Source organism: Erythrobacter sp. HI0063 (assembly GCF_001635685.1).
Lineage (GTDB): Bacteria > Pseudomonadota > Alphaproteobacteria > Sphingomonadales > Sphingomonadaceae > Qipengyuania.
On sequence record NZ_LWFF01000333.1, the window covers coordinates 46,820 to 65,030 of the forward strand.

Here is an 18,211-nt window from a genome sequence, read left to right on the forward strand (position 1 = left end):
CGCCTAGCGGGGGATTCGCAACAACGCACTTCGCCGTTTTTCGATCCGAACTTTCTTCGCTTCCGAGTTAGGGATAATCCATGAAGATGAAATATCTGCTGGCCGCATCCGTCGTCAGCCTCACCGCCGGCGCCGCCCTCGTCGCCACGCCCGCCGCCGCCCAGCAGATCACCTCGGGTGTGCAAGGCTTCGTCACCGACGAAGGGGGCACGCCGCTTTCGGGCGCGCAGGTCGTCGTCACCGACACTCGCACCGGCACCAGCCGCACGCTCAGCGTCGGTTCCGACGGATCGTTCCGTGTCGATAGTCTCGTCACGGGTGGCCCCTATACCGTCACCGCTACTGCGCCCGGCTACGAAGGTCAGGCGGTCGAAGACGTCTTCATCAACCTGCAGGGCAACAGCCAGCTCACCTTCTCGCTGTCGAGTGCTGCGACTGCCGCTGCGGAAAACGTGATCGTCGTCACCGGCGCGCGCGTCCAGCTCAGCCAGCGTGCCATCGGTCCGGGCCAGTCCTTCGGTGAAGAAACCATCGAAGCCTTCCCCTCGATCAGCCGCGACATCCGCGACATCATCCGCATCGATCCGCGCGTCAGCCTCGACCGTTCGAATGAAGTCGATCGCGTATCCTGCCTCGGCGGCAACGACCGTACCAACGCCTTCACGGTTGACGGTATCGCCCAATCCGACCTGTTCGGCCTCAACGGCACGCCTTTCGCCAGCCGCAACTCGCTGCCGCTTCCCTACGACGCCATCCGCGAGACCTCGGTCGAATTCGCGCCGTTCGACGTTCAGTACGGCCAGTTCACCGGCTGTGCGATCAACGTGGTCACCAAGTCGGGCCAGAACGACTTCCACGGTTCTGCCTTCTTCACCTATGCCGATGACAGCCTGCAGGGCGACAGCATCGAAGGCACCAATTTCGACGGTGCTCCGTATGAAGAGAAGCGCTGGGGTGCCACTCTCGGCGGTCCGATCATCCGCGATCGCCTGTTCTTCTTCCTCGGCTATGAAGAAACCGATCTCGGCGACAGCCAGCTGACCGGCCTGCCGGGCCAGGGCTTCGCCAACGAAGTCGACTTCGTGACGCAGGCGCAATTCGACCGCTTCTCCGACATCCTGAGCAGCGTGTATGGCTTCGAAAGCGGCGGACAGGCGACGGCATTGGCCGAAAACAGCCAGCGCTATTTCGGTCGTATCGACGCCTACATCACCGAAAACCAGCGTCTTGAGGCGACCTATCAGCGGCTCGAGGAAATCAACGTCGAAGAAGACGATTTCTCGCTCAACAACCGTATCTTTACTGGCCTGAACAGCTTCGAGGAAGAAGGCACGACCAGCGATTATTACTCGCTGCGCCTCTATTCCGACTGGTCGGACACTTTCACCACGGAAATCCGCGCCAGCCGCGCCGAAGTGCAGGACGTCCAGGGCCCCGTCGGTGGCGGCGAAGCCCAGAGCGACATGCCCATGCCGCGCTTCGTCGTCGGTGTGAACAATAACGGCAACAACGGTTCGATCGTGGCGGGCCCTGGCTTCTCGCGCACTTCGAACGACCTCAAGACCACCGTCACTCAGCTGAAGGCGCTCGGTCGGATCAACGCCGACGATCACACGATCACGATCGGCGGCGAATTCAACGAGCTCGACGTGTTCAATCTGTTCGCGCAGAACTCCACCGGCACGCTGACCTTCAACAATCTCGACGATTTCGCCAACGGTGTGCTGTCGGGCGGGACCAACACCTTCCCCGATGGCGATGCCATCAATGCGGGTCAGGCGGCGGGCGCCTACGGCAACTTTACCGCGAGTGGCGACATCAACGATGCCGCGGCAAACTGGAAGCGCCGCACCTGGACCGTCTACGCCCAGGACGAATGGCAGGCGACCGACCAGCTCGGTCTCGTGGCCGGCGTGCGCGTCGAATGGCTGTCGGGTGACGCTCCGGCGGCCAACCCCGCCTTCTTCAACCGTTATGGCTTCACCAATGCCAATAGCTTCGGCAAGGTCGATCCGGTGGTGCTTCCGCGTCTCGGCCTGACCTACGACGTCTATAATGACGGCTTCATCCGCAACACGCAGATCAAGGGCGGCGTCGGCCGGTTCACCGGCGGCGATCCGGCGGTGTATTTCTCCAACGCGTTCTCGAACAACGGTTTCGCGGTCGGCTTCGGCCAGACCGGTCGGGATGGTTGCTTCGTGGGAAGCCGTGCCGACGTGACCAATGGGAACACCTTCACCGGTGTTCCGGCCTGCGTCGTCAACAATGCTGCGGCGCAGTCCGCTCGCGGCCTGGCCGACACGCAGTCGACCGATCCGAGCTTCAAGCAGCCGACCGTGTGGCGTGCCAATCTCGGCCTTTCGACCGAATTCGGTACACCGACCGGCTTCTTCGCCGATTGGCGCCTGAACCTCGACTTCATCTACAGCCGCTTCCAGAACCCGGTGGACTTCGTCGATCTCTCGCAGGTCGTCGACACGCGCCTCGGCCTGAACGGCTTCAGCGTGGATGGGCGCCCGATCTATCGTGCGATCGATCCGACGGCGAATGGCTGTAACGCCACTCTCCTCAATCAGGGCGGTCGCCCGCCGCAATACGCGAACGTCACCGCACCTTGCTTCAACACCAGCCGCGACGATGAAATCCAGCTCACCAATGGCGAGGATTTCGAAAGCAAGATCGCTTCGGTCGTGCTCAGCAAGCATTGGAATCGCGGCCTGTTCACCGATGGTGGCGGCGTCAATTTCAACATCGGCTATGCCTACACCGATGCGGAGAACAATCGCTATTCGAACAGCTCCACCGCGACGTCGAGCTTCGACATTGTTGCCGCTGCCGATCGTCAGCAGGTCGCCGTTGCGACGGGCGAGTTCGAGAACCGTCACAACATCTCGGCGGCGCTCAACTTCCGTGAGGCGTTCTTCGGCGATTACGACACGAGCTTCGGCTTCGTGTTCCGCGCGAGCTCGGGCCGTCCGTATTCGATCGTGTTCCAGAACGCGTCGAGCTCGGTATTCAACGACAGCGCGAGCGGCAATTTCAACTCGCTGCTTTATGTGCCGACCGGTCCGAACGATCCAAACGTGGTGTTCTCGAATGCGAACTTCGCCAATGCGGTGGATCAATTCGTTTCGGCCAACGATTGCCTGAACGATTTCCGCGGTCAGACGGTGGAGCGTAACAGCTGCCGCAATGACTGGTATTACGATCTCGACCTGCGTTTCGGCCAGGAAATCCCCGGTCCGATGAGCGTGTTTGGCGTGCGTGACGACAGCCTGCGCCTGTTCGTGGACTTCGACAACTTCCTGAACCTGATCGATAGCGGTGCGAATGTCCGGCGTTCGTATGGGTATTCCGAAGCGCTGGTTCGCGGCAATATCGATAGCCAGGGCCGCTACGTCTACTCGCCCGGCGGCGGCGTATACGATGCGGCCAGCAACACGGTTGGCCTGCGTGACCAGTTCATCGGCGTCTCGTCGTCATTGTGGAAGATCCAGCTCGGCGTGAGCTACGAGTTCTAAATAGCGAACACGTCCCGCCTCGTGCGTGGCAAGAGCGGCGGCCTTTCCGTTTCGGAAGGGCCGCCGTTTCGCTTTCTGAACGCGATAACGGTTCCGGAACGCAGCCGCATTGCGGGGCGTTCGTCTTAGCGTGTCGGACAGTCCAACCCCTTTCAGCGCCACGCGCCGCAAGCCCAATCCCTGGGTGATCGCCGGTGTGGCCGTCATCCATATCGCGCTATTCTACGGCCTGATCCGCGCGCTCGCGCCGGGCGCGGTCCAGTCGGTCGAGCGTTCCGTCGTGTCCGCCTTCACGGTGACCGTCACGACCCCCGAAGAGCCGCCACCCCCGCCGCTGGAGGAAGACGACGAAGAGCCGGCTGCCGAGGGCGCGCAAGGCGATCCCGGGCGCGAGGCCGTGCCGCAGCCCGTCACCGCGCCTTCCCCACCGGAGCCCCTGCGGCGCGATCCGCCGGCGCCCCGCGCGTCCTCGACGGGCACGGAAACCCGCTCGGGCGCTACGCAAGACGGTGATGGCACGGGCGCTGCGGGCAGTGGCCTTGGTACGGGCAGCGGGCGTTCGGGTAGCGGGCAGGGCAGTGGCGGCGATGGCGGCGGACCGGTCACACGGCCGAGCGTGCGGTCCGGATCGATCGACGCGGTGCGCGATTTCCCGCCTCCGCCGGGCGGACGCGATGCGCGGGCAGGCACATCGGTCACGGTGGTTTTCACCGTCGGCCCCGACGGGCGCGCCTCCGATTGCAGCGTGGCCGAGCCCGGACCGGATGCCCAGACCAACGCGCTGGTCTGCCGTCTGGTGGTCGAGCGGATCCGCTTCAATCCGGCTCGCAATGCGCAGGGCGAACCGGTCGCCGCACGTTACGGCTGGCGGCAGGACTTCTTCCGGACCGGGCGATGACCTGACCCGGCCCGATACATCTCGACGGGTTTAGCCTTTGGCGATTTCGGAATATTTGCAGAGCATGCGGCGCAGCTCGTCCTTGCCGTAAGGCTTGGTAAGCACGCCGAGAGCGCCGATCTCTTCCAGCCTGTCGGCCATCTCGCCATAACCGGTCGCGAGCCAGAAAGGCACGCCCAACTCGTTCAGCTTCGCCGCCACAGGCTCGCTCGATTCGGTGCCGAGATTGTAGTCGAGCACGGCGAGATCGTAGCTCTCGGCCTCCAGCTCCTTCAGAGCGCTCGACACCTTCGCAGCGATGGTCACCTCGACGACACCGAGATCGCGCAGCGTTTCTTCGGTGTCCATGGCGATGATCATGCCGTCTTCCACCAACAGCACGCGTGAGGGGAGAGTTTCGATGGTTTCGCCCTGCATGCCGGTATCCTTGCGGTTGGGTCGCGCCCTTTCCGCCATGGAAGCCGCATCGATGCGGCCCTTGTGAGTAATGAATCGACCCGGGATCCAGAATTCCGCCTCGACGCCCGACAGCTTGAAATCGAGCTCCGCACGTCCGTTCAACTCGAAGGGGATCGATTTTTCGATGATGGTGCTGCCGAAGCCGCGGCGTTCGGGAGCGCGCACGGGCGGGCCGCCGGTTTCCTTCCAGCAGATCGTCATTCCGCTTTCATCGCAGGCGATTTCCACCGCAAGCCTTCCGCTCTTGTCGCAAAGCGAGCCGTATTTGGCGGAATTGGTCATCATCTCGTGAATGACCAGCGCCAACACAGTGTAGGCCTCGGGCGAGACCAGGGCTTCGTCCCCGACAATCGAAATCCTGTCGAGCTTGCCCGATACGTACGCTTCCGCTTCGGTCTCGATCAGCTCGGTGACGGAAGCGGGAGACCAGTTTTCGCGCGTTATGTTGTCGTGCGCGCTTGCAAGGGCGTTGATCCGCCCGCCGATCAGCCGCGCGAATTCATCGACGTTTATGGCCTCGTGACGCGACTGGTTGATGAGGCCGCGGATCAGGTTGAGGATGTTGCGCACACGGTGATTGAGTTCCGCGATCAGCAATTCCTGCTGGCGCTGGGCTTTCGCCCGCTCGGTAGCGAGTTCGTCGGTGACGCGCAGGATCACTTCGAGAAGCGTCACGCGCAGGCTTTCGACGAGCCCGAGCTCTACCTCGGTCCATTCCGCGCTCTTTCCGGTGACCGATTGCTGCCACGCCTCGAAGCTCTTGCGCGGCGTAAGCCGTGCGCCGTTCGGCCCCAATTCGACCGGCTTTTCCGGATTACCCGCCCAGGTGACGGTCTGCTTCAATTCGCGCCGCCACAGGATCACGTAATCGCGCGGACTGCGTGAAACCGGGATGATCAGCGCGCCCACCGCCCGGTCGGCGAAGGCGGCCGCTGCCGGTATGCGCTTCACGAGACTGTCAGACGCGATCGTACGGCTGGTCGCGGAGGAATTGAGTGCCGGCATGAGCGCCATGAATTCGGATTCGTCGGGCGCAGCGCCAAGAGCGCGATATTCGCCATCGACATAGGCGCTGATCCCGTCATGCGGGATGGCGCGCTTGATGATCGGGCGCAGCGTGGGGAGTGCTTCGACCAGAGCTTCGCCGCCGGCGATGGCACGCATCAACTGATCGTGCAGGCTTCGGCCCGCGTCCTGGACGGAGGCGCGCTCTTTACCGATGGTGCGCTCGGCTGTCAGCGAAAACAGCTCGGAGAACAACTCCGCCGCCGTGCGCAGCGAATAGGGCAGGACTTTGGGCGCGTAATGGTGGCAGGCGAACAGGCCCCACAGCTTCCCGTCGATCACGATCGAGATCGAGAGCGAGGCGCGCACGCCCATATTGATCAGATATTCGATGTGAATGGGCGAGACGGCGCGCAGCGTGCTCATCGACAGGTCGAGCGGATCGCCTTCGGCACGAATCTGCGGTTCGATCGGCACCGGTTCGGCCAGCGTATCGCTGATGATGCGGAAGCGATTGCGCAGATAAAGGCGCCGCGCCTGCTGGGGAATGTCGGTGCGCGGATAGCGCAGGCCGTGGAAGCTGTCATACCCTTCTTCGACCGACTCCGCGATGACCGCGCCGCTCTCGTCGGACTGGAAGCGATAGACCATCACCCGGTCGAAGCCGAGCAGGTCGCGCAAACGATCCGCGGCCTGTTGGCACAGTTCGAGCAAATCGTCGGAGCGTTCGAGCTGGCGAAGGATCGGCTGAAGGCTGCGCAACTGCCGATCCATCTCGTCCGACGCACTCGGCTCGAACTCGATGACGGTCAACCCGTCGGTGTTGTGGATCGCGCAGTCGAACGGCCCTTTGCCACCGACCAGATGCACGGCGAAGAGCCGTTCCACGCTTTCCGGATCGTTCAGCATTCCGCTGGCGCGACCGATCGCGGACATGGCTTCGGGCGTAAACAGCGCGCTCAATTGCGTCCCGATTTCCGGAGGCTCGGACAAAGAAAGGATGTCCGCGAAATTGGCCGAGCGATGGGCGATCATGCCGTCGGTGGTGACTGCAATCAGGGCGCCAAAATTCTGGATCGCGCCGATCTGGTGGATCGGTTCGCGGTCGCAATTGGTCAGATCGACCGGGTCGAGATCGACATGTTCGTTCATGCCGTTTCGGCCACTGGTTCGAGCGCGTCGAGGAAGCAAGCGAAAACCGCTTCAGCGGCCAGCACGGCGCGGCGCGCGCGCGTGGGATCAGCCTCGACTTCCAGTTCGGGCCGCAACTTCTTGAAAAAGGCGGGCATGGCTCCGTCGGACAGAAAAGCTTCCGGCCCGCCCAGTCCGAGCTTGCGGCGCTGCGCGAGCATGGCCCGATTGCCGAGCGAGGATCCGGCCAGCGCCCATTTAAGCCCTATGGGATCGGCGTTTTCGGGCATGGAGAAACCATGGTGTCGCAAGGGTATCGTCTGGCCCAGCGCCGCAAGATCGGCTTCGATCAGCGGAGCCTGCGCCGGAGGGGCGGCATGGGCGGGGAGGTTGCGCTCGACCCATTCCTCGATGGGTTTGCGCGCGCGATGCTGCGCCATGAGGAAGCGCGCATAATCACGCGGCGAGGCGATTGCCTCCTCTCCCATGGTGCCATCGAGCGTATCATGCATCGACGCGGTTTCGCGCTTCAGCACGCTTCTCAAATCGGAACGACCCGTACGACCCATGAAATTCTGTTCAGCCCCTCCAGTGTCGCGAGCATCGCCCTACGGCTTGCCAGCAACGACCATGCAAGCGTCTGACGAGCGCCCGCTTACCGATGACGCAGCCCACCCGCGCAATCACGATTAGCGATAGACTGGCAAATTCGTTCCAAGAAAAGCAAATTTTTTGCTGAAAAGGCTTTAAGAAGCGCTACTTGGGCGCCAGCAGCTTGCGGCCCTTGTCGCGGATCGCTCCGGCAATCATCGGCTCCACGAAAGAAAGCGCGGGGGGCAGGTCGACTTCGAACACCACCTCGTGATCCTCGATCAGCACGCGCCCATCGATACCCTGGCCCATCGCGCGCACCGAGAGGTCCATCCGGTCTTCATGCGGCCAGTCTGTTTTGACGTCGGCCATGCCGCCGGGCACGAAACTGGCGATTTCGTGGCTGCGTTCCCTCAAGCGGCGGCGGACTTCCTCCTTGGGAAGCTGGTGGGCGATAGGCACACGCATCAGGTCCGGTTCTCCAATTGCGGGCTCGTCTCTGCCCCTTCGCCGAATTTGTAATCGAGATAGCGGTGCTTGATCGCCAGATCGTCGAGCGAACCTTCGGCAAGCTGGCGCGTGATCGAATCGATTTCGCCGCTGATCTTGGCGAGACTGTCAGTCAGCTGCTCGTCCGGCGTCGCTCCGGCGCGCTTCTCCGTGCGCAGATTGGCGGGTATCCTGCGATAGCTGTCGATCATTTCGGGTAGCTGTTCGCCCACCAGGCTGCGGACCTCGCGTGCCTTTGGGTGGTTCTGGTCGAGCCCTTCGAGCTGCAATCCCAGCGCGTCGAGCTGGACGCCCATATCGCTGACAAGAGCAGCGGCGGGCGGCGGCAAGGCCGGGCGCTGCGCTTCCAACCATAACTCGGTGCGCGTTACCATCTGGCCGACATCGCCCTTGTTGAGATCGGAACGCTTGGGCGGTTTCGCCTTGGGATAGCCCGCCAGCACCGCCACTGCGACCACGCTCGCTAGAATGAGCGCCATCACGCCGACGAAGCCAATGCCGTTGAGGACGATCCCAAGTACTCCGGTTGCCGCCCAGATCGCGAAGAGGGCGATCGCGATATTGCGCAGGCGCTTGACCCACAAATCGCGCTTGGCCTTGCGGGACGCTTCTCCGATCGAGCGGCTCGAGACCGCGCGCCGGTGGCGCCCGCCCGTGCGGTTGTCGTCGCGCAGGCTCTTCGCGTCGGCGATCAGACGATCGGACTGGCTGGTCAAATCCGCCATCTTATCCTTCGATGCTCAGCAGGCCGCTTTCGGCGACCTGGCGCTGGGCCTGGTTCTGGCCTTCGGCGCGGGCGATATAGCCCTTCGACTTCTCGACCTCGTCGCTGAGCACGGTGACGGTCTGCTTCATCGAATGGAGCGCGCGCAGCTTGAACTGGTCGACCTCGTCCATCGTGTCGTAGATGTTCTGGAAGGCGCGCTGGAGCGTTTCCAGCGGGATCGTGCTGGCGGCGGCCTGTTCGTGGATCTTTCCCGTCTGGTCGCGCAGCATCGTGCTCGTGCTGTCGATGATCCCCGCCGTCGTTTCGTTGAGCGCGGTGATCTGGCCCAATACGAGGCGCTGATTGGTCATCGCTTCGGCCACCGTAACCGCCGTGCGCAGCGCGCCGACCGTGGTGGTGCTGGCGCGATCGACGCCCTTCACCAGCTCGACATTGTTCTTCTTGACCAGATCGAGCGCGAGATAGCCCTGCACACTGACCGCCATCTGCGTCAGCAGATCCTGCGTGCGCTGCCGGACGTAGAACAGTGCCGTCTCGCGCACCGCCTTGGCCTTGGCCGGATCGGTCGCGTCGAGTTCGGCGGCCTTTTCCTCCAGCTTCGCATCGAGCGTGTTGGAGATGTGGATCATCTGTTCCAGATTGCCCATCGCCTCCCACAATTTCTGCCGCTCAACGTCGATCGCAGCATTGTCCATGATCAGCTCGTCCTTGCCGCTGGCGAGGTTGGAGAGGATCGACTGGATATGCGTCTGCGCGCTCTGATAGCTGCGGAAATAATTGGTCAGCTTGTTGCCGAACGGAATGATGCCAAGGATCTTGCGGGTGCCCGACAATTTGCCGCGTTTGCCGGGATCGAGATCCTCCACCACGCGGCGCAGTTCCGCCAGATTGGCACCGACGCCCTCGTCCTTGTCCATCGCGCGCACGGGCCGGTCGAGGAAGCGGTTGGACATGCCGGCGGCTGCCATGATTTCCTTGCGGCCCATATTGGTGAGCTGGTCCACCTTCTTGCCGAATTCGGGCGAATTGGCATCGGACGCAATCAGGTCTGCCACGAACCCGTCGACCTTGGTGTCGAGCTTGGACTTGACCTCGTCGCTGACGGGAACGAGCCCGGCTGCCTTTTCCGGCGCGACCTGGGGGACCGGATCGGGCGGGGTCAGATCGAAGGCGGGTTCGGTCTTGGTGGCGACCGGGCTGGCGGCGGTGCCGGAGGTTTCGGTGTTGAGCGTGTCGGCCATGAATTCGTCCTTTACCCCATTATGGCGCGTGCAAGTGTGTTATGCAAATAAAACGGTTGCCGCGATCCGATCGGCTTTCTCTGTCCTGCGACTGCGTCTCGTCTTGCCGCTGGTATCTTTTGCAATCTATGGGATCGGGCCGGTCGAAGGCAAGTAGGGAGCATCGATGGCCAGCGCGCCGAACCGAACCGATACGCGCGACGCAGCGGCGGCCAATTCCGATCCCACGCCTTCGGGCTGGATGGACCGGATCGTCAACACGCGGCTGGAAACCTGGCGCCGGTGGTGGCGGGTCGCGGTGCTGGAGACGGTCGATCAGGAAGCCGTGATCGAAAAGCGGCGCGAAGAGGCGTACACCTCGCCGCGCTATCTCTTCATGCTGGCGATGTCGGCGGGGATCGCGATCCTCGGCCTGTTACTGTCCTCGCCTGCGGTCGTGATCGGCGCCATGTTGATCGCGCCCTTGATGGGGCCGATCATCGGTGCGGGTTTCGCCCTGGCGATCGGCGATTACAGCTGGCTGCGCGGATCGGCGGTGGCGCTGGCGGCGGGCACGGTGCTGGGCGTGGCGCTGACCGCGCTGATCGTGTTCGTCTCGCCCCTGCAGACCGTGACGCCGGAAATCGCCGCGCGCACGCAGCCCAATCTGTTCGATCTGGCCGTGGCGGTGTTCTCCGCCCTCGCAGGCGCATACTCGATGATCCGGGGGCGCGAGGGCACGATTGTCGGCGTCGCCATCGCGACCGCGCTGATGCCGCCGCTAGGCGTCGTCGGTTTCGGCCTGGCGACTGCCAACTGGACGGTCTTTTCGGGCGCGCTGCTGCTTTACGTCACCAATCTCATGACGATCGCCCTCGTCGCCACGATCATGGCTCGCATCTACGGGTTCAGCGCGCGCTTGTCCGAAAAGCAGACTCGCTGGCAGACCGCGCTGATCATTGCGGTGTTCATCGGCCTGGCAGTCCCCCTGTTCTTCTCGCTCAGACAGATCGTCTGGGAAACCAACGCCGCGCGTGTGATCCGTACCACCGTGCTTGCCGAAGCAGGTGCCGACGCAAGACTGACCAATATCGATTTCGATCTGGATGCGGATCCGGTGACCGTGTCCGCGACAATCCTAACTCCAAGCCCGCGCCCCGCCGCCGAAGCGGACAGTGAGGCGGCCCTAGCCAGCCAATTGCATCGCCCGGTGGAATTGACGCTGACTCAATACCGGGTCGGCACGGGGGCCGAGGCGGAGGCGGTGGAGCTGCTCCGCGCGCGTGAGGACAGCCAGCAGGCGCTGAACGAGGAAACCCGTTTGCTCGTCGAGCGCGTGGCATTGATTGCCGGAACCGATCCGAGCGACGTCACGGTCGATCGCGAGGCGCGCCGGGCCGTGGTGCGCGCGGCGCGCCTTCCGGGGGCAGGGCTGGCGGCCTATCGTGCGCTCGAGGCGCGCATCCAGGCGGCATCGCCGAATTGGACCGTGCGGATCGAGCCTCCGCTGCTCGCGCTTCCCCAGATCGCTTTCGACGGTCAGGATTTGACCGCCGCAGGCCGCGTTGCGCTCAATCTCGTGGCGTGGGCCGCTTCGCGCCGGGGACAGCCGGTCAGCCTGACCGGGGGAACGAGCGAAACCCGCGCCATTGCGGCGCAAATTTTGGAAGAAGCCGGTGTGACCCCGATCCTCAATGTCGGCGGACCGGTCATGCAGGCCGGATGGACGCTCGACCCACCCGAAGACGAGACGGGCGCGCCCTGATCCGTCGCGTCAGGCGGCGAGGTCGAGCGGCTGGATTTCGCCCGAAAGGTACAGCTTCTTCGCCTTGGCGCGGCTCAATTTGCCCGAGCTGGTGCGCGGCAGGGTGCGGGGCGGCACCAGTTCGACGACGCAATTCATGCCCGTGACGCCGCGCACCTTGTCGGCGATCTGGTTGCGCAGCTTGATGCGCTCTTCGGGGTCCGACACGCGGCAATGGACCAGCACGGCGGGCGCTTCCTCGCCATTGTCGGTCTCGACCGCGAAGGCGGCGATATCGCCATGGTTGAAGCCGGGCAGCTGTTCGACCGCCCATTCGATATCCTGCGGCCAGTGGTTCTTGCCGTTGATGATGATCATGTCCTTCGCACGGCCCACGATGAACAGATAATCGTCCGCCATATATCCCATGTCGCCGGTATCGAGCCAGACATCGCCGTTTTCCTTGGCGACGAGGCAATCCTCGGTCGCCTCCTCGTTGCGGAAATAGGAGTGCATCACGCTCTTTCCCCGGCACCAGACCTTGCCGATCTGATGGTCGCCGCGAGGGCTTTCGTCCTCACCTCGGATTTCCACTTCCATACCCGGAAGCGGGCGTCCGCAATTGACGATGGCGCGATAGCGCGCCGGGCGGGTGAGGTCGCGCGGACGGCCCGACAGGCGCTCTTCCTCGACCAGTTCCACGCGAATGCCTTCGCCCGGCGGCATCACCGTGACGGCCAGAGTGGCTTCGGCGAGGCCGTAGCTCGGGGTGAAGGCGCTTGCCTTGAACCCTGCGCCTGCAAAGGCGTTGACGAAATTCTGCATCACGTCGGGCCGAATCATGTCGGCGCCATTGCCCGCCGTGCGCCAGCGCGACAGGTCCAATCGCTCGCCGACATTGGACTGGCTGGAAATGCGGCGTGCGCAGATATCGTAGCCGAAGGTGGGCGAATAGCTGAGCGTGTTGCCCTGATTGCGACTGATGAGATCGAGCCAGGCAAGCGGGCGGCGCGCGAAATGTTCGGTCTTGATGTAATCGACCGAGGCCTGATTGGCGATCGGCGACAGGAAGCAGCCGACGAGGCCCATGTCGTGATACCACGGCAGCCAGCTCACCACGCGGTCGTTCTCGCCGAGGTTCACGCCGGTGGCGTGCCCGTAGAGATTGTGCAGCAGCGCTTCGTGCGTGACGGCGACGCCGGTGGGAAAGCGCGTGGAGCCCGAACTGTATTGGAGGTAGCAGATATCGTCCGGCTGCGCTTCGGGCAGGTCGACTTCGGGATCGGGGCGGTCGGCGAAATCTTCCCAGCTTTGCCCTTCGCAGCCCTGCCGTTCGGCCGCGGCGCTCGCCATTTCCCCGATCTCGGCGGGATAGAGCAGGATCTTCGGATCGCTGCTGTCCAGTTGGACCGACAATTGCTCGATATAGCCTTCCTTGCCGCCGAACCCGGTCGGCAAAGGCAGGGGGACCGGCCAGGCGCCAGCATAGATGCAGCCGCAGAACAGCGCGGCGAATTCCGCTCCGGTCTCGGCGACCAGGGCCACCCGATCGCCCTTTTCGATGCCCATCGCGGCGAACTGGCGCGCGGCCTTCATGGCATCTTCGCGCATCTCGCTATAGGGATAGACCCGTTCCAGCGCGCCGCGCATATCGTGGAAATTGAGGCCCTTTTCGCTTCTCGCCGCGTAATCTATCGCTTCGGCAAAGGTCGCAAAATCGGATCGGCGGCGCGGCAGATCGCAGTCGTTCGGCGTTGGCGAAGGCGTCGGCGTCAGGGCGTCGTCACTCATAAGCTTGCAGATATCCGTGAAGAATCAGGGCCTTGCGGCTTCCTTGAAGGGGCAGATCCGCATGTCTCCCGAATGCGTCCTGCGATAAACTTTCCCCTTCGATAAGGAGTGTGGCATCAATATGGCAAATGCGACCGGATAGCGATCCCCAACAACGAGACAAAACCCGCTACGGCAAGCGGCGCGAGCGCAGGGCCAGGCCGCTCGATCCGGCGCGGCTGGAAGAGCTCGCGCTGGCCTATGTCGCTCGTTTCGCGACCAGCGCGGGCAAATTGCGCGCCTATCTGCGCCGCAAATTGCGCGAACGCGGCTGGGCGGACGATACGCCCGATCCCGATCTCGATGCGCTGGTCGCTCGCTATGTCGAGAAGGGCTATATCGACGACGAAGGCTTCGCACGCTCCAAGAGCGCGGGCCTGCTGGGGCGCGGCTATGGCGCGCGGCGGGTCGAACAGGATTTGCAGGCGGCGGGTATCGCCGAAGGATTGCGCGCGCGTTTTTCTCCCGACGAGGCGGCCCGGCGCGAGGCGATCGCGGCGCTCGCCCGCAAACGGCGATTCGGGCCTTTTTCCAAAGAAGATGCGCGCGCAAGCGAAGGCTGGCCCCGGACGCGCGAAAAGCAGCTTGCGGCGATGATCCGCGCGGGCCATGAATTCGATCACGCCCGCCGTGTGATCGACGCGCCCGATCCCGCGGCGCTCGACGAATGGATCGAGGAGGCCCAGGAAGAGGGGCACCATAAAGAGGATATCTGACATGATCCGTGCATCGTTTCTGCTGGCCGGAACCGCCGCCTTGCTGGCGGCCTGCTCGCCCCAGGCGCAACCAAAGGCCGAAGCGAGCGCAATGGCGATGCAGAGCGCTACGCATCCCGTTTCGGGCCTGGAGGTCATTCCGCTGACGGTCCGCTCGGGAGACGATACCCATCGCTTCCGCGTCGAAGTCGCCGCCTCGCCCGAAGCGCAGAATCGCGGCCTGATGTTCCGTACCGAGATGGGCCCTAACGAAGGAATGATCTTTCCCAGCGTTCCGCCCGAACCGCGCAGTTTCTGGATGAAGAATACGCCGCTTCCGCTCGATATCATCTTCGTCGGCACGGATGGTCGTATCCTCAACATCGCCGCGATGACGACGCCCTATTCGCTCGATTCGGTCGTGTCGGCGGGGGTGACGAGCGGCGTGCTCGAACTGAATGGCGGCCGGGCCGAGGAATTGGGGATCGAGCCGGGCGATTTGGTCGAATGGTAGGGGCCGCAGTATTGCTGGATGGCACGGCGTTCAGGCGCTTGAGGCCCTCGATAAAACAGGCTAACCGCGCCCAATGAACTTCCTGTCCAAGATCTTCACCTGGTGGAACGGCGCGACCATCGGCACGCTGTTCTGGAGCTGGCGCAACGGCGAACAGGTGGGCACCGATGCGCAGGGCAATCGCTATTTCCGCTCCAAGCCGAAGCGCAAGAACCTGCCGACCGGCGGTTCCTATACCGGGCGCGAGCGGCGCTGGGTGATCTACGAAGGTTCGAACGATGCCAGCCGCGTGCCGTCCGAATGGCACGGGTGGCTGCACGGATCGTTCGACGATGTCCCGGAAAGCCATCTGCCGCCTTCGCGCATCTGGGAAACGGATTACACGCCGAACGCGACCGGCACGGCCACTGCCTACCGCCCGGCGGGCGCGCTGGAACGTGGTGGCACGCGCGCACGGGCAGCAGGCGATTACGAAGCCTGGACGCCGGACGCCTGATTCATGGCCAAGGTGGGCGCTCTGCTGCCGCCGATCACGGCGTTACTGCTCGCGGTCGGCCTGAGCGCTTGCGGCGAGGACCCGCCCGAGCCGGAAGCGATCCGCACCGAAATCCCCGAAAGCGTCGCTGACGACGCGCCTCCGCCACCCGAAATCGCCAGCGACGCCGCCGAACTGGGCACGCCGCTCGAAGAGCGGGTGGCGACGATCGGTCTCCTCAACAAGCGTAACAACGTTTCGCAGGAGCTGGAAATGTCGCCGGGCGATTCGCGCCGCGTGGGCGATGTGATCGTGCGATTGCGCTCGTGCGAGCGGACCGCTCCGTGGGAATCGCCGCAGGAAACCGGCGCCTTCGTTCAGGTGCTGGTGGCCGATCGCAGCGGCGAAAATCAGTTCCGGCGCATCTTTTCCGGCTGGTTGTTCAAGAATTCGCCCAGCCTGAATGTGGTCGAACACCCGATCTACGATGTCTTCGTGAAAGATTGCGCGATGAGCTTCCCCGAAGAGGGCGGCGGTTCCGCGCCGTCTTCGGACGCCTCGGACGAAAGCGCAGAGGCCGAAACCGAAGCGTAACGCGCCCACGCTTGCGGGAGGCTCGCATCGGGCGTACCGCGCGCTTCGCGCACTTTCTCGAGATAGGCCTTTTGCGGCATCGCCTGCGCGCCGAGCGATGCGAGATGATCGGTCATGAATTGGCAGTCGAGCACGCGGTATCCGGCGCTTTTCATGCAGGCGACCAGCCAGGCGAGCGCCACCTTGCTGGCATCGGGCACGCGGCTGAACATGCTTTCCCCGCAGAACACCCGGTCGAAGGCGACCCCGTAGAGCCCGCCGACGAGGCGCCAGCGCTCTTCGCCGTCTCCACCGTCGTCGGCCTGCCAGCATTCGAAGCTGTGCGCATGGCCCGCATGGTGCAAAGCGAGGTAGCTCGCTTCGATCCGGTGGCTGATCCAGCTTTCGGCAAAGGCTTCGCGCGGCTCGGCGCAGGCGGCGATAGTGGCGGCGAAATCGGCATCGCAGGTCACGCGGAAGCGGTCCTGCCGGATCGTCTTGCGCAGGCTCTTCGACACTCGGAAATCCTCGAGCGGGAAAACCGCCCGCTCGCGCGGTTCCACCCAGTACACTTCGGGATCGTCGCGATGGTCCGCCATCGGAAACACGCCCGCGCGATATGCAGTCAGCAGCAATTCGGACGGAATTATCGTGGTGGGGGCCGGGGATCCGTGCATCGACCCTGCTCTAGCACTGCAACGGCTTCATAACCCAGCGGAAAGGGCGAGCCCCAAGGACACGCTTGCCAAGCCCCGCCCCGCCGGGTAGGGGGCGCGACCGGCTGCAGGGGTGTAGCTCAGCTGGTAGAGCATCGGTCTCCAAAACCGAGGGCCACGGGTTCGAATCCTGTCACCCCTGCCATTTCTTCGATATGGCCCAAGTACCTGATAAGCTTCAGGTTTCCCTGCGATTCAAAAGCGCGTGGTACCCTGCCGTGGCACCTCGTCGCGGTCTTGATACAGGCACCATGAATCAGCTCGATTCGAGATGCAAGGCGCGAGCTGGCTTGGTCACGAGAAATTTGGAGGGGCAGAAGCGTCTAACCGCCGCCGGTCGCGGGAGCCGGATCACCGCTCCACGCCGGGAGGTGGCATTCCGAACTGCCTAATAACCTTCTTCGCCTCGCTTACCGCCTCTTCCTGCTTCGGCGAAAGGATAGGACCAGCGCGCGCAATCATATCCGTTAGCGCGGCTGTGCGCTGCTCGGAGAGGGCCCAAGCTGCCATGAGGGATCTCGCCGCATCTTGCGCCCAATCGGGGGCAACCTTCCGCAACTGCGCCTGCAATTGGACAGGGGCTACGCGCCGTCCGACATCGCTCAAACCAAGATCATCCTCATCAGTGATCTTGAACAATTCAGGCGACTTTCCGGCCAAAGCGATGACCTCTGCCCATCGGCGAAAGTTATCGGATTTCGCAGCCTCAACGACCTCGCGCCTTTCCAGTGCCTCGACTCTAGTTCGATGTCCTGCCTGTGCGATCTTCAATGCGAAGGCCTCATCCGCCAAGACCTTACGCTCATCGGCAAACCGCATTTCAGCTCGCTGTTCTGCTTCGCGCTCTCGTTTCTTGGCCTCCGCCATATCACGATCGGCTGCCTGCCTGCTCGTGAGCAATTCCCGGGCCGCTTCGCGCGAAGGCGCTCAAGCATACGAGCCACCGATCGGGCCATCGCGATCAGTTTTCTCGACCAGGTACGCCCATAAGCATCTTTCTCGTCGGCCGTCATCGCCTGCGTGCTCATTTCGAACGTCTCGCCTTTCGTGCGTAGATTCAACCCTTCAGCATCATCGGATGCACGTTCCAAAAGGGTAAGCTGTCGTTCTTCAAGACGACGCTGTTCATCGACGCGGCGTTTCTCCTCCTCTGCCTCAGCGCGCAGGCGTTGCGCAGCCTGTCGCTCATCGCTGGCCTTGAAGCGCTCCGCTTCAGCCGCTTTTACCGCCTCGGCCGCATCTTCGCGCATCTGGGGCGCATTCCCCAATTGCTCCGCCGCCTGCTTTAGGATCTGTTCGGCGGCCTTTCTTGCCGCTATTGCTTCAGCATTCGCTTTCACAGCAGAACTCACCAGTTGCATCTGCGTCTCGTGCAGATCCGCGCGGACCTTTCGCGCTGCTTGATCTTCACGCTCGCGCTCTTTCTCAGCGCGGCTTCTGATGTGACGAGCAGCTTCTTGGGCGCTTACCAGTTCGGCCGCAGCTGATGCCCTGTCGCGGACCGCATTTTCATTGGCGTGCCGAACTTGCTCCTTTTCTACTTCGAGTTCCTTACGGCCCTTGGCGTTCTCTTCGTGCTGTTTCTGCAGATCACGGATCAGG

General features: G+C 63.3%; 16 protein-coding genes and 1 tRNA gene. 8 read left to right on the top strand and 9 right to left on the bottom strand.

All coding sequences use genetic code 11. The features are described 5' to 3' along the window. Positions 1-80 precede the first annotated feature (80 nt). Positions 81-3,521, top strand: coding sequence for a TonB-dependent receptor domain-containing protein (locus A3736_RS14440; protein ID WP_067684392.1), 3,441 nt, complete (start codon positions 81-83; stop codon positions 3,519-3,521). A gap of 130 nt (positions 3,522-3,651) precedes the next feature. Continuing rightward, a complete protein-coding gene (locus A3736_RS14445) occupies positions 3,652-4,419 on the top strand; it encodes an energy transducer TonB (RefSeq protein WP_082851523.1) in 768 nt (255 codons plus the stop codon). A gap of 30 nt (positions 4,420-4,449) precedes the next feature. On the opposite strand, the gene A3736_RS14450 is transcribed toward A3736_RS14445, so the two are convergent. The 5 genes from A3736_RS14450 to A3736_RS14470 all read right to left on the bottom strand — a co-directional run bounded on the left by A3736_RS14450 (position 4,450) and on the right by A3736_RS14470 (position 10,083). Then, positions 4,450-7,035 carry an HWE histidine kinase domain-containing protein gene (locus tag A3736_RS14450; protein ID WP_067684394.1) on the bottom strand — a complete coding sequence of 862 codons (2,586 nt, stop codon included), beginning with the start codon at positions 7,033-7,035 and terminating at the stop codon, positions 4,450-4,452. Then, entirely contained in the window at positions 7,032-7,583 is a 552-nt protein-coding gene (locus A3736_RS14455) for a biliverdin-producing heme oxygenase (protein ID WP_156502148.1), read from the bottom strand. The genes A3736_RS14450 and A3736_RS14455 overlap by 4 nt, the downstream gene beginning before the upstream one ends. Before the next feature lie 187 nt (positions 7,584-7,770). Next, entirely contained in the window at positions 7,771-8,073 is a 303-nt protein-coding gene (locus tag A3736_RS14460; protein ID WP_067684396.1) for a polyhydroxyalkanoic acid system family protein, read from the bottom strand. Further along, positions 8,073-8,840, bottom strand: a complete 768-nt coding sequence (locus A3736_RS14465) for a hypothetical protein (RefSeq protein WP_067684398.1) — start codon at positions 8,838-8,840, stop codon at positions 8,073-8,075. Before A3736_RS14465 ends, A3736_RS14460 begins: the two co-directional genes overlap by 1 nt. Position 8,841: 1 nt before the next feature. Continuing rightward, the gene (locus A3736_RS14470) at positions 8,842-10,083 is read right to left on the bottom strand and encodes a toxic anion resistance protein (RefSeq protein WP_233999403.1); all 1,242 of its coding nucleotides are present in this window, start codon (positions 10,081-10,083) and stop codon (positions 8,842-8,844) included. A 166-nt stretch (positions 10,084-10,249) separates the two neighbouring features. On the opposite strand from A3736_RS14470, the gene A3736_RS14475 reads away from it, so the two are divergent. Next, complete coding sequence (locus A3736_RS14475; RefSeq protein ID WP_067684400.1) at positions 10,250-11,827, top strand: DUF389 domain-containing protein; 1,578 nt, start codon at positions 10,250-10,252, stop codon at positions 11,825-11,827. Between the two features lie 9 nt (positions 11,828-11,836). Here A3736_RS14475 and A3736_RS14480 read toward each other — a convergent pair whose 3' ends face one another. Then, positions 11,837-13,597, bottom strand: coding sequence for a fatty acyl-AMP ligase (locus A3736_RS14480; RefSeq protein WP_067684402.1), 1,761 nt, complete (start codon positions 13,595-13,597; stop codon positions 11,837-11,839). 128 nt (positions 13,598-13,725) lie between these two features. On the opposite strand from A3736_RS14480, the gene A3736_RS14485 reads away from it, so the two are divergent. The 4 genes from A3736_RS14485 to A3736_RS14500 all read left to right on the top strand — a co-directional run bounded on the left by A3736_RS14485 (position 13,726) and on the right by A3736_RS14500 (position 15,914). Next, on the top strand, positions 13,726-14,352 hold the full coding sequence (locus A3736_RS14485) for a regulatory protein RecX (protein WP_067684404.1): 627 nt from the start codon (positions 13,726-13,728) through the stop codon (positions 14,350-14,352). A gap of 1 nt (position 14,353) precedes the next feature. After that, on the top strand, positions 14,354-14,845 hold the full coding sequence (locus A3736_RS14490) for a DUF192 domain-containing protein (RefSeq protein ID WP_067684406.1): 492 nt from the start codon (positions 14,354-14,356) through the stop codon (positions 14,843-14,845). 73 nt (positions 14,846-14,918) lie between these two features. After that, positions 14,919-15,341 (top strand): NADH:ubiquinone oxidoreductase subunit NDUFA12, encoded by a 423-nt coding sequence (locus tag A3736_RS14495; RefSeq protein ID WP_067684408.1) that lies wholly within the window; start codon positions 14,919-14,921, stop codon positions 15,339-15,341. 3 nt (positions 15,342-15,344) lie between these two features. After that, complete coding sequence (locus A3736_RS14500; protein WP_067684410.1) at positions 15,345-15,914, top strand: DUF2155 domain-containing protein; 570 nt, start codon at positions 15,345-15,347, stop codon at positions 15,912-15,914. On the opposite strand, the gene aat is transcribed toward A3736_RS14500, so the two are convergent. Beyond that, complete coding sequence (gene aat / locus A3736_RS14505; RefSeq protein WP_067684412.1) at positions 15,803-16,570, bottom strand: leucyl/phenylalanyl-tRNA--protein transferase; 768 nt, start codon at positions 16,568-16,570, stop codon at positions 15,803-15,805. The two genes, A3736_RS14500 and aat, sit on opposite strands and share 112 nt — an antisense overlap. Before the next feature lie 108 nt (positions 16,571-16,678). Here aat and A3736_RS14510 point away from each other — a divergent pair. Continuing rightward, positions 16,679-16,754: transfer RNA gene (locus A3736_RS14510), tRNA-Trp, on the top strand. A 206-nt stretch (positions 16,755-16,960) separates the two neighbouring features. Here the strand turns inward: A3736_RS14510 and A3736_RS14515 are convergent. Both A3736_RS14515 and A3736_RS17715 read right to left on the bottom strand, forming a co-directional pair. Then, a complete protein-coding gene (locus A3736_RS14515) occupies positions 16,961-17,428 on the bottom strand; it encodes a hypothetical protein (protein WP_156502149.1) in 468 nt (155 codons plus the stop codon). After that, positions 17,377-18,211: hypothetical protein (locus A3736_RS17715; protein WP_197465622.1), on the bottom strand; the 835-nt coding region annotated here is incomplete at its 5' end. The genes A3736_RS14515 and A3736_RS17715, both read right to left, overlap by 52 nt.